This window comes from Bacillus cereus group sp. BceL291 (assembly GCF_051776705.1).
GTDB lineage: Bacteria > Bacillota > Bacilli > Bacillales > Bacillaceae_G > Bacillus_A > Bacillus_A cereus.
Window position 1 is genome coordinate 1 of sequence record NZ_JBPWAP010000090.1, and the last position, 15569, is coordinate 15569.

The following is a 15569-nucleotide window of genomic DNA, read 5'->3' on the forward strand; positions in this document are numbered from 1 at the left end:
GCAACAGGTGTAGCAAAAGCTTTACAAGTACAAAAGGGAATCATCTTGCAGGGGGAAATGAGCACGGGCAGTGCGGCACGTTCCGCTATAAGTGTAGCTTAAACACGAAAAGCGGGGGCCAAATCTTATTAAGATTGGTTACAACTCTTTAAACGATTTACAGGGTGAAAATTCCCTGTCATGACTAATATTCCAATTCAAGTCATGTCTATGAGACTCCTACATGCGCCTATCATTCCAATGTGATAGGGGTCTGAAGCTAGGTGAAGCCGTCCTTGAAGCGAACTCGTTAAACGTGGATTTAGGGCGGTAGGCTTTAAAAACATTCTATGATGAGCGAAATCGAACCCTCGTATGTACGCTCCGTTACTCATTCCCCAATCTAATAACGAGATATATGATTGGGTCTTGCGTGAAGATATTTCTCTCTTGCCTGAGGAGAAATTGCTTATATAGGTCTTTCCAGAGTTTATATAAGATTCATGAGAGTTAGGAATAGTCTACTCATGAACAAGTAGCGTCGGAGTATAGAGGGCATCTAAGGAATGTAAAAGAAGGGCTGGTTTAAAGGGAACGTGCGAGAGCCAATAAGCGGAGGTATTGGAGCCTATGAAACTTATTGGAAGTCAGCGACACCATAGTACCTATGATGAATAGCCGTTTGTATCTTGCTATAAGTTGCTTCTGCAACGAAGTGTAGGAGAGGAGAGAAACTATTCTAGGGAAGGGTGTTAGTCGAGAAGTATTGCACTAATTGAGGAAATGTTCAAACGAACCATGTGAGAGTAAAAGAGTTAATTCATTTCGGATAGTCCATTTCTCTAATCAAGGGGGCGATCCATATAAAAATGAAGGATAATAAACAATTTCCACAAAACGAAAAAGAGCTAAAACTAGCACTCGATAGCATGTACCGAATAGCCAAAGAAAGTAGTAAACCTTTCTATAACCTAATTGAACTTATGAAGAACGAGCAGACTATACTGACCGCCATTCATAATATCAAGGGTAATAAAGGAAGCAAAACTGCTGGCACTGATGGTAAGACTATGGACTACTATCTTCAAATGGGCAGAGATAAGTTGATGTCTCTAATTCGTAGGAACATTAATAACTATCAACCTAGTCCAGTAAGAAGAAAGTACATTCCAAAATCAAATGGTAAGCAACGTCCTTTGGGTATTCCTAACATGATAGACCGCATCATACAAGAAATAGCCAAAATTGTCATTGAACCCATAGCCGAAGCTAAATTTTATCATTATAGCTTTGGTTTCAGACCAATGCGTTCAGCTGAGCAAGCTATTGCTGAAACACTTGAACGTATCAGGAGAAGCAAAACCTATTGGGTAATTGAAGGCGATATTAAAGGGTATTTCGATAACATCAATCACAATAAGTTGATTGAAATAATGTGGAAAATAGGAATCCGAGACAAAAGAGTGCTTATGATGATTAAGAAAATGCTAAAAGCAGGAATTATGGAAGAAGGAAAGGTCAGAGATAACGTTAGTGGTTCACCACAAGGCGGTATCATCTCACCTCTTTTGGCTAACATTTATCTTAATTATTTTGATTGGGAGATTGCTAGAATGTTCCAAGAGCATCCAGCTAGATACAAGGTCAAAGACGTTTCTAGAAATGGACTACAACGTGTCCGACAAAGACATGAAGATACATTTCTAATTCGATACGCAGATGACTGGGTTATCCTTTGTAAAAGCGAGGGAAATGCCAAGCGGATTCTCAAAAAAGTGGAGAAATATTTTAACCACCAATTGAAACTGGAGCTGTCCAAAGAGAAGACCTTAATCACTGATGTGAGAACGAATAGAGTCAATTTCTTAGGATTCTGGATTTTTGCAGAAGAACATCGGCTTAGAAAAGGCAACATACAAGGAAAAGCTATCCCTAACATGGATAAAGCCAAGTTGAAAATAAAGGAGATTAATAAAAATATTAAAACCCTTTATGACCATCGTGGTAATAAATCCAAACAGGTTGCCATAATCGAGAGTATCAACTCAAAGATTGTTGGCATAGCAAATTATTATAAAATCGCCAATGTATCTACTATATTTCAAGGGTTTGACAAACGTATTCATTACGCCCAATGGAGAACATGGTTGTTTATGAACAATCGACGTGGACGATATTATCAACTAACCACTCCAGCGGATACTCTCTTAAATAGAAGAGATAGACACAAAGAGCAAAAAAGTAAAGTATTCTTCATTGAAGAACATGGAGCTAAAGTAGGAATCACCAAATTTGCATTTACGCCAAAACGTAATGCGATGAAAGTGAATCTCTTAATGTCGCCCTATACAGATAATGGCCGAAGTATTTATAAACGGACAACCGGCAAACGTGAGGCACTAGAAAGACCGAATTTCTTCCAAGAAGAGATTCCTTTCTACCAACTCAACAACCGTTATCCGATATATAACTTTGAATTCTATCTGAATAGAGAATACGCATTTAACAGAGATAGGGGAAAATGTAACTGTTGTAAGGTTCAGCTAAATGAATGGAATCTTAACACACATCATAAAAACCCTAAACTACCGCTTAATAAAGTCAATAAGGTGATAAATCTGGTTTCCTTGTGCAAAACATGCCACAAGCTGGTTCACAACGAAAATCCCGTTACCAATACAAAAGGTGGAAAGAAAATAGAGCAACTTAGAAAGTTGCTTAAAGAGGTTAAGTAAGTACGGCTTTCGAGGATAAATTAACTCTTATTCGTATTTGAACAAATTAGTGTAATGGCGGTTATAGTCGTAATGCTATAACAGTCTTTATGGAGAACTGAGACAACAGTTTGAAATATGGTTTCCCGATGGAACGCCGTATGCGGTGAAAATCGCACGTACGGTGTGGGGCGGGGGAAAAGGTGGAGATTACTTCAAAGTCTTACCTATCGCACCCGAAATGGGTAGTGGCTACCTCAATCCTTACGGATTGAGATGCCACACATAAAGTGCAATTATGACAGCGACAGTAGATGGATATTTCCATTTAACCGGGAAAAAAGGGTATCGTACCTGCGTATTTGTTCCACCGACTCTTACTGAGAAGTGGGCAAAAGAAGAAATACGACACTTAATACCAGACGCAGACGTACATCTGATTAAACGTACAGAGGATTTAATTCGCATTCATCAATCTTGGATTCAGGCAGGAAGACCAAAACCAGAAAAACCAACCTTTTTTGTCATTAGTTTTACAACGATGCGAGGGGATTCTATCAAACAAATGCCATTGCCTTATAAGAAAATTGCACTTCCCAAGAAATCGGAGGAAGAGGTGCAAAGATATTATAAGAATGGATATTACTGCCCAGATTGTGGTGCTAAGTTACGTAAAAAAACATCTTCTATCATGGTTCACCAAGCTAATGGCGAACAGAAAGAAGTCTGTCAGTATAAAGATTTTACAGGAATTGACTTAGATTCGAAAACAAATAAAAACAGTGTATGTGCTGATTGTAATTCAAATATTTGGAGTCCAAAAGTAAAAACAAAATATGCAAGTTTTAAAGATTGGACCAAATATGAAAATAAATTATTGCAAGCAATAAAAGAGGGAAATAAACCGCTGCAAAAACAACTAGAGTTAGAGAATCGTGTGAAGCCATATGATGCGAAGCAATCAGGAAGAGCATATCGAAAGGTAGCTACTGTTGAGTATATTCGTAGAAAAATGAAACACTTTTTTGATGCTTTAATTTGTGACGAAGTCCACGAATTAAAAAGTGAAACAGCACAAGGAACTGCCTTAGGAAGTTTAGCAAAGGTTTGTAAGAAAGTTGTAGCTGGAACAGGTACATTATTTGGTGGCCGCGCAAGCGATGTATTCTATACGTTATGGCGTTTATTCCCTCAAAAAATGGTGAAAAGTGGTTTTGAATACAGTTTTTTCATGGAATGGAATGAAACCTACGGAAACATCGAGAGAACATATTACCATGATGGTGAGGTTACATCTAATATAGCTTCACGCGGAGCACAAGGTATATTAGATAAAACGAAGGTTGTACCTGGTATTTCACCTTATGTGTTTACCCAATTTTTAATGGATACAAACATTAATGTACGCTTAAAAGATGTGTGGCCAAATCCTGTGGAGTTAATTAATGTACCTACGATTCTTGTCGATATGTCGGAAGAACAAAAGCAAGCCTATGAGCATATGAAAGAGTCGTTTGAAAAAGCAATTGAAGCAGCGAAAGGTACACCAGACGCCGGAAAACTGTGGCTTTCTTATATTCGTACAGGTAATGCATATCCAGACAATATGATCCATTATCCGAACTATTACTTAGATGATGCAGAAAAAGAACTGGTTTGGTCTAATGATACATTCAAATTTGATGAGGATTGTATACAGCCTAAAGAGAAGGAGTTGCAAGATATATTGCGTACAGAAATTTCTGAGGGCCGTCCAACAATCGTATACGTATGTGATACAGGATCTACAGTAAAAGAACGAGACGTTCAACCCCGTTTACAGAAGGTTGTAGAGCAAATACCTGGTGCGAAAGTAGCTATTCTCCGTACCAATACAGTTACTCCACCAAAACGTAGTGAATGGCTAAAAGATCAAGTGAATAGCGGTGTGAATGTAATTATATGCTCGCTAGAATTAGTGAAGGTGGGTCTTGATTTACTGGCAACACCTACATTGATATTTTATCAATTACCATTTAGTTTATTCGCGTTGAATCAGGCAGCTAGAAGACACTGCCGTATTGGACAAACTAAACAATGTAGGACCTTCTATCTTGGATACCGAGAAACGTTCCAGCAGCAGATGGCGCAATTAATTGCCCAAAAGAATAAAGCTGCTGAAGCAATGAACGGTGAGGCTACAAGCGATGGGCTGAATGCAATGCTTGGTGATAATGGAGATCTACAGACTCTATTAATTCAAAACATTAAGAGTGGAAATCAATTAAAGGGTTCAACAGAGGAATGGACAAAAGCAGCATCTGATGAATCGAAGCGGGTTCTTGCAAACATAGGTAATGTCGTTGCGCCTGTATTTGAATCAATTGAAATTCAATTTACGAATTGGGTGGAGAAATTACCAGGAACGATGGACGTAGCATTTATGAAAGAGGCTCAATTTGTACAAAGGGCCGTTGAATGTATTAAAAAAGAGCAAGTACCTGGTGTTCGAGTGAAGCAGAATGTACTTGAAATAGATGGAGAAATAGAAGATGTCATTCGAGCTTTAACAACACTGAATACTGATAAGCGTATGCTTGTGCAAAAACAGGATATCACATTCTGGGATTCAGTTATTGTAGAAGTGGATTCTTCTAAAAAGAAAGGAAAACGAAAAAACAAAGTAATCGATGGACAGTTTGAGTTCGATTTATTTGGATGATCGAGAGGGGAATATTATGTTTACAAAAATATTTATTGGTCTATTTTGTTATGTGTTTTTGGTAGTTCGTAATTCAAAGAAAAAATTTCTAATGGAAGAAGCCAAGAAAAAAGAAATGGAAAATAAACCGGTGGAACGCCCCGTTTATTGGTGCCCAAGAGAAAACAAGCCTATTGGAAGGGAACAAGAGCGTGTTACTGTTCCAACAAAAGAAATCACCTTAGAAAAGGATGTAGCAAGTATATATGATTTAGTTGCTACATCTGTTCATAAGAATCTGGGTGAGGAAGAGAGTAACAGATTCGAAAATGAGGATATAGAAGAAGTGGAGTATGCTGAATCTTTTCATCATACTCCTACTCCTGAAGTTGTTTGTGATATTCCTTTTCCAAGTGATGAGGATATACCTGAAGAATTATGCGAATATGAGGACATGTATCCACAACCAGAATATGTTTCAATTCCACCGGAAACAGAACACATTTTTCCTGTTCAACAAGGAGTATCCGATGTAGGAGATATGGATTTTGTGAAGTGGACTGCAAAAGTGATAGGAAGAGAGCAAGGACTGACACGTGTCATGAATATGTCTAATAAAAAGCGTTATTGGATTCATACAGAGGGAGAGATATTACCAGAAAATCAATTACTGTATATGGAATTAAAGGTCGATTCACCTTATTCTTATACACTAGTTGAATGGAGTAATAGACAACTAGGGAATGTATAAATCTATTTCCTAGTTGTATTTTCTTAGTAAAATAGCATGAAATACAGCATTATCTCACTCATTTGTACAAGAATAAAACATTTTTTTATTTTTGTACAAATGAGTGGGACAGAATGATTCACCATATAAAGATATTCGACTATAATGAGACATTGTACGTCATTGTAATATTGAAATGTTTTGAGATTCAAGTGATTAACAGTCTTAAAACAGGGGAATTGAGAACTCTTCGTAATATTACAATGCTTAAAATAGATTAAATCCAAACATGAGGATTATATGAAGTAAAAAAATATTTTTGAGTTGAAAAAATAACAATTTTGAAAGGTGAATGTAAATGAATATTAATTCCATAAGTAACAATGTAGTAGAAAAATTAGAACAAACGGTGCGCTATGAAAAGAAACAAGTCCAGGTATTACGTGTAAGTAAAAGTAGTTCTAATATACACGCTTACATGATTTTTCCGGAATTCTCAGAGGTTAAAATTTCAAATACCGAACCGGATGAATATATAGAAAACCTGTCAACAAGCGTGAAGTATGTCATTGATCGCAAGTTGAGTCAACAAGAAATTGAAAAACAAAATCATTCTTTCATTATGACGTGTGAAGTCGAGGAAGATGGTGTGATAGATGATGAAACGATTCATTTTAATACGACGTATGTAAAACCACCAACAATTGCAAATAAAGTATTTAAGTTGGTATGTGGATTAGGGAATCGCTTAGATAGCTTAAAAGAATTACATATTACAGTATTAAATAATAATATTAACCGAATTGAAATTGAGTTTTACAATGAAAATGAAACATATGTGGCAGTAGAAAAAGAAGAAATTGCAAATGCAATTATGGGGGCATATACAAAAGCAAATATCTATTATGCAGCAGATCTTTATTATGCTGCAGAAGGAAATGAAATCAAATTAAAGAGCATCAAACCAAAATTAGCGGGTGATGTGTGATGAAACGAGAAAAAGGAATGATAGGAGTCTTATGCACGCTTGTTTTGATGATTTTATTACTTGTACCCTTACAAGCAGCTCAAGCTTCTGTAAAAGTAGATTTTAATGAGTTAAAAGGAAATGATGTTTCGTCATCATTTACAGATGGACTAAACAATCGAACGAAAACAACAGAGAAAGATGATTCATTTGGATCATCAATCATACAAAAGATTGAAGGATTGTATGTGCCGGCTTTTAAAGTAGGAGTCAATATCTTTTCTATTTCATTCGTATTAGGCGTTATTGTCATGGTTATGGCATTAATTACAAAGAATGGTCAATGGATGAAGTGGGCAACCGGAAGTATGATTTTCTCATTTATCAGCATGATGTCGATGAGACTAAGTGTATACTTCTTGTTTAGTTCCGATGTATTTTCATTTATGAACATCTTTACGGATTTTTTAGACCTGTTTAAAGCAACAGCACTTATTTTCACACCCTTTATGTTAATCGCAGGTATTCGTTTAAGAAGAATTCATGAGAGTACGAAACAGCCGGAATATTACCGTTGGGCCAATCGTGTCATAACGGGATCTTGTTTGCTGTGTATGTTAGCCGTACTCGCTCCATGGCTATTTGCTAATATGTAAAGAACTATATATAAGGATAGAAAAGGTACTGAATCTTCATTCAGTACCTTTTATCTACCCATTAGGTTCTTTCTTTCATATTCTTCAAATACTTCTTCTGAAATTGGCGATAGTATGCCGCTCAAATACACAGCGGTATATAAAAAGTATTGCCCATCTTTTGTTTTGATTGTATGAGTACCGTGTTCTTCATTATTTGGAATGATTCGTTCGATTTGTAGTTGTTTTTTATCACAAATGATCTCTTTTATCCTATATAAATTATGTGTCGGTAAACGATTAATATACAAACAAATACGCTCTAATAGATATAGAATAATAGTCATTTGTAGAATGAAAGCGATCTTTAATAGAGTTGGTATGGATGCAAATAATACTAGAAATATAGAGACCAAGAAAATATTTAACTTTGAAAACCACTTTTCATATTGATTCAAAGAAATAATACTTTTCTTATTCTGGAACACCTGGAACCTCGTTATAAGAAAAATAATTACAAAGATTCCTTCATAACTAAACCAGGTTTTCCACTCCGTATCAGTAAGTTCTAGCAATATATATATGATACCGGTAGATACGATCAGTGGTACCAGCTGTACCAAACTAAATAGTATGGTATGTTCTAACATTCTTTTCTTGTAGATACGATTAGTAATTGAATCCAAGTTTCTTAACTCCTTCTGCAATTTTCATGATGACACCACCAATAAGAAGATGGTATTCGCCAATCCCTTTTTCATTTACGTACCAACACATATAGTGTCGGATACCTTCTTTTGCACCATGGTCATGTAAAGGAAAAGGAGATGCGTATTTTTTAGATGACATATTATTATCACCGAAAGGAACCTGTTCTGCAAGTGCAAAACGTTTCTTCGAATCATTTATAATCCAACAACCATAGTTTACTGATCCATACCATATAGCGTCTTTATGAATTGGATCAATAGAAGGTTGTGCTGGATAGCTTTCAGCTAGTATTTGCGCTTTCTCTTCACGAAGTTTCTGATGTATGTGTGAATTCAATGGATCTTCCGTTCCGATTTCATAGGTTTCCTCAAAGTTACCACACTCATAAGGGACAAGGGGATTATTTGAATCAGCTGCTAATTGCAGACTGCAAGAATCTGATTTTGAAAGATAATATACACAGTCTTTGCAGGTGAAATAGTTTGAAAAAGCTGAATCACTTTCTGGTTCTGTTCCGGTATTATTTACTACAAGTTTTAACATGTCTATCACAATCCTTTTTAGGCTAATTCGTAAATTAATATAGACGTATCATATCATGCTTATAAATAAATGTAAATATTTTCCAAATAAAAATAACCTTATTAATTTTGAAAGGACTGTTTGTATTGAATAGAAATCGAGAATATATTGCTTTGCGAAATTCTATATTAATAGGCTGGTTACTGACATGCTTCGTAATAGGCCTATCTATCTATTTTTCTTCTGTTGTTTATTTATTAATCGGATGTTTCATTCTATCGTTAAAATACGGATTAATGGGTACCGTGAAAAATGTGGAAAAACGTTTGCCTACCTGGGCCAACTTTGGCGTCATTGAAAAACCAGTAAATCGAAGAGTGACTAGACCTTTTCAGTTTCGAGGTGGGCTCCTTGTTTCATTAGCATTAGGCTTCGTAGAGATGGTGATTAAAGGCTTATGTATCTCATATTTTATTTTAGGATTAGAAACGCATGTATATCGTTTAATGCGCAGAAACGCAAGGGTGTAAAAAGGGGGCTTCTATTATGAAAGTATTGATATTTGAATTAATTCTCATTGCGGTTCTCATTCCGTTGAATATTGTTGTAAAAAAACATGTACCGAAATGGAAAGGAAAAGCCGGAGAGAAATTAGTAAAACGTATATTGAGCAAGTTGGATTCTCAAAGTTATTGCGTGTTACATGATGTTACGGTTAATACGGAGTATGGTGATACAACGCAAATCGACCATATTGTTATCGCTGAAACAGGTGTATTTGTTGTAGAGACGAAGAACTATGAGGGCTGGATCTATGGAAGTGAGAAAGCAGCAAGATGGACACAAGGTATCTTTAGAAAGAAACACTCTTTTCAAAATCCATTTCGACAAAACTATAAACATATAAAAGCAATTGAATGGGTGATGGAACAACAGCTGCCGTGTATTTCGATTGCTGCGTTTCATCCAAAATGCAGTCTAAAAAGAGTACATGTTCATTCTAAAGATAAACATGCCCTGTATTATAACGATCTACAAAAATGTATTGAATCATATACTGATGTGCAACTAACAAATGACGAGATCCAGCATATTTATCAAACAATATCGCGAGCGAACATTACGGATAAAGATATTAAAAAGAAACATGTGAAGTATTTACAGAATAAGTTTGCTAAACAATAAGAAATGGAGAGATATATGTTATATGTAATAGGGTTTATTGTAATCTCTGTAGTAGCTATTCGTCTTAACATGAAGTATTACAAGCTAAAAGGAGATCCGAAAGATTTTATGAAAAAAACAAATCAGTAGGTGGATATTAATTCAAAAGAAAAGGATACATTTTTTATAAAGATGTATCCTTTTCTTTAATTATTCTTAGTCCAATAATTTCGCCAAAAGTATATTTAAATCGAAAAAATGATAGAATTTAAGACTATATTTTGAAGTAAGTTAGTTGTGAGGATTTATCTTTTAAGAATATTTTATTTTTTAATTTACGACATTAGTATATCTTAATTTATTCTACTTATTAATCAAAAAAACAATAAGTAAAATGTTAATATTTTAATATAAAATTAAAATGATATTGAAGTGGGGAGCTTAAAGTAATGGATCTATTATCATTTATGAGAAAGAATATAAAAAAGATGAATAGGAGAGAAACAAAGTTATTGGGTAATTTTCAATTCAAAGTGGATACTTGGAAAAATTGTAGGGATTCTAGTAATCCAAATAATAATGGAGTTGTTTATGGGCTGGCTTGTGAGTTAGATAAAAAGCAAAAGGAAATGTTAATTAAAGAGGCTAAAGAATTAGGTGGTTTAGAAGAAAGTAATCGTGAAATCAAACCCATTAAAGAAAACTACTTTGTGTTATATTGGGGAGAAAGTGATATTATTTATGGAAGAGGAATGGCTCATGTAAATGGACATAAAAGTAATAGTAACTTACACTTAAATTGCTATAAATGTTTAGAGAATCATAATATGATTTACGCATATATTTTTGTTGAGGATTGCAACTTCGTAGAAGAAAAGCTAAAAGAACAGTTTCCTCCTCTTTTAAAAACGTTTAAGGTTAAATATTGATAGTGAATGAATCAGACATCATGTATATTAAATGTGATATGTGCTATAATTATAGTAATCCAATACTAAAAAATCATATTGCAAAAGGACACACCTACGCATAACCATAGCGTAGGTGTGTCCTTTTTTTGTTTAAGGAGGAAAAAGTTATGGGGAAAACGTTATTTATTGCAGAAAAACCAAAAGTGGCCAATGAAATTATGAAATCGCCACGATTCCGTCACTCACAAAAGTACATTGGGAGCAAACCTTATTACGGTTATTATGAAAATGATCATTATATTGTCAGTTGGTGCCGTGGACATTTACTGGAACTGAAAAATCCGGAAGAGATGGATCCAAAGTATAAAGTGTTTCAGTTAGAACATTTACCTTTAATTTTTCAACCATCGTATAAGGTGATACAAGAAAATGCAGAGCAACTACAAATACTTGTTAAACTGTTACAGCGACCTGATGTTGACCATGCCGTGAATATCTGTGACGCGGACCGCGAGGGAGAGTTAATCTATAGAGAAGTGTATGAATACGCAGGTGTGAATAAAAAGCAATCTCGTGTTTATAAATCCTCTTTTGAAGCTGCAGAACTTGAAGCAGCTCTCAATCGATTAGAAAGCGCGTCTAAGTATGATGGACTAGCTTATTCTGCTAAAGCAAGGCAGTATCTGGATTATCTATTAGGAATGAATATAACCAGGGGATGCACCACAAAATTAGCACAAAATAAATTCTTATTGTCATCTGGCCGTGTACAAATGTGTTTGCTACATGAGATCCGTCAACGTGAGTTAGCAATTGAAAACTATAAGGAACAGTCTTATTATCATCTGCAGCTAGTAACAAATTTAGGACTCACTCCAGTTATGAAAACAGAAGATCAGGTGTTAAACCCATCGCCATTAAGGAGTTTAGGGGAGAAGCTAAAAGGTCAATATCTCACGGTTGAGGAATTTAAAGAGGGCACTAGGAAGCAAAATCCTAAATTGCTATACAACTTAACAGACTTGTACAAAGATGCCCATGCACAATTACAAATTAATGCTGAAACTGCAAAAAAATACATTCAGAACTTGTATGAAGAAGGTTTTATAACCTATCCACGCTCTTCGTCTAGGCATTTACCTACAGAACAAGTGGAACGAGTAAAAGGTGTTATGCAGGCGCTAGCTAAGAGTCGTTATTCTTTACTGGTACAATCCGTCGATATTGCTGCCATTGATATAAAACATAAAACATTTGATGATGATCTTGTATCAAGTCATTTTGCTATTATACCGACGACAAAACAATACCAAGAGGAAGGTCGTCCCGAGATTGAAAAACAACTATATAGCCTCGTGGTAAAACGTTTTGTGGGTAATTTTATGCGTCCTGCAGTGTACCTGGTAAGAGATGTATCCTTTATTGATACGATGGGAAATATCTATCAAACAAAAGAAAGTGTACTTCGAGAAAAAGGATTTCTAGAAGTGTTTAAAGAGGAAGTAGAAGAAGAAAGTATGGAAGCATTCAAAATGCCTATTCTGCAAAAAGGGCATAAACTTCAAGTCTGTGATTTTGAGTTGCTGGAATCTAAAACAAAGAAACCTGCTCTACACACAGAAAGCTCAATTCTTACTTTCATGGAAACGGCTGGTCGTAAAATTGATGATGAACATTTAAAAGAGCTAATGAAAGGAAAACGAATTGGAACCGTTGCAACAGAAGCAGCTTTTATTCCGGCTTTACACGAGAAGAATTTTATAGACATTGAAAAGGGAAAAATTATAACAACTCCAATTGGTCGTGCTTTTATTGAACAATTTCCTGTTCAGCAAATTAAAGATCCACTGTACACAGCAGAAATGGAAGGAATGATACACCGTATTGAAAAGAATGAAATGAGTTATAAAGACTTCATTGTACAAACAAATGCGTTTGTACAAAAAATAACACAAGAGATTATAAGAATTCCTGATACAGTTTCGTATAATCTAATAGAAACCTGGAAGCAACAAATAGAAGTATGCCAATGCCCTTGTGGAAATGGAATAATTTTAGATAGAGGAAAGTTTTTCGGGTGCAGCAATCATCCGAACTGTAACATTGGCTTGCCTAAGAAAATTAAAGACAAAACAATTCCTACAGTGCAAGTAAAAAAACTGTTTGAAGAGAACAAAACGGACGTTATAAAAGGATTTAAATCTAATGGCAAAGAGTTTTCTGCTTATCTAGCATTTATAAATGGTGAAGTAAGCTTTAATTTGCCTACAGTTGAAGAATTATCGCTAGGTCAGTGTCCAAAGTGTCAAAAGGGACACATTTTAAACCGTGATAAGTTTTTTGGGTGTTCAGAATATCAAAACGGATGTAATTTTGCGATATCAGCTAAAATTAAAGAAAAGAAATTATCTGATAGCCAGATTAAGAAATTATTGAAGAATCGCGTTACTGACTTCATTCATGGTTTTAAAGGAGAGTACGGAGAATTCACTGCAGCTATCCGATTAAAAGAAGATCTTAGCATTTGTTTTGAACGTCCAACAACGGATGATCGTACTATAGGGAAATGTCCTTTGTGCCAAGGAAGGGTAATTGTAGGAAAAACTACTTATTTATGTGAACATTACAAAAATCCTTGCGAATTCATTGTGTCTGGAAGCATTTTGAAAAAGAAAATAACTAGCGCACAAGTAAAAAAGTTATTAGAGAAGAATATGACCGATACAATCTCAGGATTTGAAAGTAAGAAAACCGGAGAAAAATTCGATGCAAAATTAACCTATGATGTACAAAAACAACGTATTACATTTATAATGAATAAAAAGAAATAATATCATAAAATCTTAAATTTCATATATAAAATTAATAGGAACTATGATATGATGAAAGTAACAAAATACTTCTAAAACTATCTTGCAAAAGGACACACCTACGCATACATATGCCATAGGTGTGTCCTTTTTTATGTATTTTTAGAATTTCAAGACTCAAAAGGGGGATATATATTGTGTACCAGTAATATAGCATCTGCTAATGTATCTTTTGAAAAATTGAAAAGTCAGGAAGAGAATGAAGAAAGTATGGTGTCAATATGCCCGCAGTGTAAGGAACGGTCATATACAGCACTTTATAATGATCATCCAAAATGGATACAGTTTTGCCTATGTTGTAATTATCGAGAAGTAAATACTATGAATAGTCCGTTTGTTTATTAGATGCAGCTATTTACGTATTTTAAGTAGGAGGAAGAAATTTCGATATGAAAATATGGATTAAAGCTATTTGTATAACATCATTCGTAATTCAAATGTCAGCATGTAGCAGTTCCGTGCAAACAAAAAATGATTCGAGACCTGCCCAAGCAGTACAAAACGGAATACAACAGAACGTAGAAGGGAAAGGTATTGTTGATATTCCAGAAGCTTATAAAGGGAAATTAAAAGGCTTAGAGACCGTTAAAGGGAAGGTATTACATATTAAAGACGGAGATACGATAGACGTAAACGTAAAGGGGCAGAAACAGACGGTAAGGTTACTTTTATTAGATACCCCTGAGTCTGTATCTAATAAAATCCCACCACAAAAGATGGGAAAAGAAGCCTCTTCCTTTTTAAGGAAACAGCTAGAAGGGAAAAGTGTAACTTTGGTTTATGATCGAGGGCAAAAAGAAGACAAATACGGTAGGAAATTAGCTTATGTCTTTTGTGATGGAATACACATCAACGAAATAATGATCAAATCGGGTTATGGGATTATAGCCTATATTTCTAGACCTAATACTACATTGCTACCAGAAATGCTAGAAGCAGAAAAAGAAGCAAAAGAAACAAGGGCTGGTGTGTGGAACATTAAAGGATTTGTAGATGAAAAGAACCGCCACTATAACCGCAATGATGCAGCTTAATATCGATACTTATTCAAAAAGGAGGTCCATAAATGAATGGAAACAAAAGAAACATGTTCTTATCTTTTTTTATTTCAACTTTCTTTATTTTTTTGAGTCTCTTGCCGTTTAGTAGTAATGAATATGTATATGTTATTTCAAAAATCGGGGCTGCAGCTGGTGTAATAAATATTGTGATGATGAGCGTATTCTTATATTTTCAGAGCAAAAAAACGAGACATCTCTTGAGTTAATATGATACAAATACCAGTTTTCCTTACTCATACGTAAAAGATAAGAGTAAGGAAAACTGAAAGGGGAAGTTGAAGATGAGTCAAATGCCGGGGGTCTTGAAGTTTGTTTTAGCAAAGGAAAAACGATATGTATATTTGGTTGTAGCAGAAAAGAAAAACAAACGAGTGAAAACACATGTTGTATATGGATTCGGTCCACTAGAGAAAGCATTAGAAACTATGTATGGAATGCGTGATAATTTTGAGAATCGCTTTCCACCAGATTTAAAAGATAAGGGATATGACTGGGAAGATTTAAATGATTGGATACTATCCATAGAAACAGGCTATTCCAAATACGGAAATAAGTTAGTGACATTCTAAATAGAAAAGTGAGGTAGTATCACATGCTTGATACGAAATCTTTAGAACCGTATTTT

The 15569-nt window shown here is 35.0% G+C and carries 14 protein-coding genes; 12 read left to right on the top strand and 2 right to left on the bottom strand.

Annotation, left to right across the window (positions count from 1 at the left end; translation table 11 throughout):
* The first annotated feature begins 848 nt into the window (after positions 1–848).
* From ltrA to ACS2CR_RS29830, 5 genes are all read left to right on the top strand, one after another.
* Entirely contained in the window at positions 849–2714 is a 1866-nt protein-coding gene (gene ltrA, locus ACS2CR_RS29810) for a group II intron reverse transcriptase/maturase (RefSeq protein WP_000654328.1), read from the top strand.
* 274 nt (positions 2715–2988) lie between these two features.
* Positions 2989–5394 (top strand): ATP-dependent helicase, encoded by a 2406-nt coding sequence (locus ACS2CR_RS29815; RefSeq protein ID WP_309567829.1) that lies wholly within the window; start codon positions 2989–2991, stop codon positions 5392–5394.
* Positions 5395–5410: 16 nt separating this feature from the next.
* Positions 5411–6124 carry a transposase gene (locus tag ACS2CR_RS29820; RefSeq protein ID WP_153602730.1) on the top strand — a complete coding sequence of 238 codons (714 nt, stop codon included), beginning with the start codon at positions 5411–5413 and terminating at the stop codon, positions 6122–6124.
* Positions 6125–6461: 337 nt separating this feature from the next.
* Positions 6462–7091, top strand: a complete 630-nt coding sequence (locus ACS2CR_RS29825; RefSeq protein ID WP_153602729.1) for a hypothetical protein — start codon at positions 6462–6464, stop codon at positions 7089–7091.
* The gene (locus tag ACS2CR_RS29830; protein WP_153602728.1) at positions 7091–7726 is read left to right on the top strand and encodes a hypothetical protein; all 636 of its coding nucleotides are present in this window, start codon (positions 7091–7093) and stop codon (positions 7724–7726) included. The genes ACS2CR_RS29825 and ACS2CR_RS29830 overlap by 1 nt, the downstream gene beginning before the upstream one ends.
* Positions 7727–7776: 50 nt before the next feature.
* Here ACS2CR_RS29830 and ACS2CR_RS29835 read toward each other — a convergent pair whose 3' ends face one another.
* Together ACS2CR_RS29835 and ACS2CR_RS29840 are read right to left on the bottom strand one after the other, a co-directional pair.
* Positions 7777–8355 carry a hypothetical protein gene (locus ACS2CR_RS29835; RefSeq protein WP_309567830.1) on the bottom strand — a complete coding sequence of 193 codons (579 nt, stop codon included), beginning with the start codon at positions 8353–8355 and terminating at the stop codon, positions 7777–7779.
* A gap of 19 nt (positions 8356–8374) precedes the next feature.
* Entirely contained in the window at positions 8375–8959 is a 585-nt protein-coding gene (locus tag ACS2CR_RS29840; protein WP_153602726.1) for a hypothetical protein, read from the bottom strand.
* Positions 8960–9084: 125 nt separating this feature from the next.
* On the opposite strand from ACS2CR_RS29840, the gene ACS2CR_RS29845 reads away from it, so the two are divergent.
* The 7 genes from ACS2CR_RS29845 (at position 9085) to ACS2CR_RS29875 (ending at position 15513) form a co-directional block, all read left to right on the top strand.
* Positions 9085–9468, top strand: a complete 384-nt coding sequence (locus ACS2CR_RS29845) for a hypothetical protein (protein WP_080000448.1) — start codon at positions 9085–9087, stop codon at positions 9466–9468.
* Between the two features lie 16 nt (positions 9469–9484).
* Entirely contained in the window at positions 9485–10123 is a 639-nt protein-coding gene (locus ACS2CR_RS29850; protein ID WP_153602725.1) for a nuclease-related domain-containing protein, read from the top strand.
* A gap of 428 nt (positions 10124–10551) precedes the next feature.
* Positions 10552–11031: a hypothetical protein gene (locus tag ACS2CR_RS29855; RefSeq protein ID WP_153602724.1), complete on the top strand. Its 480-nt coding sequence runs from the start codon at positions 10552–10554 to the stop codon at positions 11029–11031.
* Positions 11032–11180: 149 nt separating this feature from the next.
* Positions 11181–13844 carry a type IA DNA topoisomerase gene (locus ACS2CR_RS29860; protein WP_153602723.1) on the top strand — a complete coding sequence of 888 codons (2664 nt, stop codon included), beginning with the start codon at positions 11181–11183 and terminating at the stop codon, positions 13842–13844.
* Between the two features lie 428 nt (positions 13845–14272).
* On the top strand, positions 14273–14917 hold the full coding sequence (locus tag ACS2CR_RS29865) for a thermonuclease family protein (protein WP_000708139.1): 645 nt from the start codon (positions 14273–14275) through the stop codon (positions 14915–14917).
* Between the two features lie 32 nt (positions 14918–14949).
* Complete coding sequence (locus ACS2CR_RS29870) at positions 14950–15150, top strand: hypothetical protein (protein ID WP_001014119.1); 201 nt, start codon at positions 14950–14952, stop codon at positions 15148–15150.
* 75 nt (positions 15151–15225) lie between these two features.
* Complete coding sequence (locus ACS2CR_RS29875; protein WP_000081052.1) at positions 15226–15513, top strand: hypothetical protein; 288 nt, start codon at positions 15226–15228, stop codon at positions 15511–15513.
* Positions 15514–15569 lie beyond the last annotated feature (56 nt).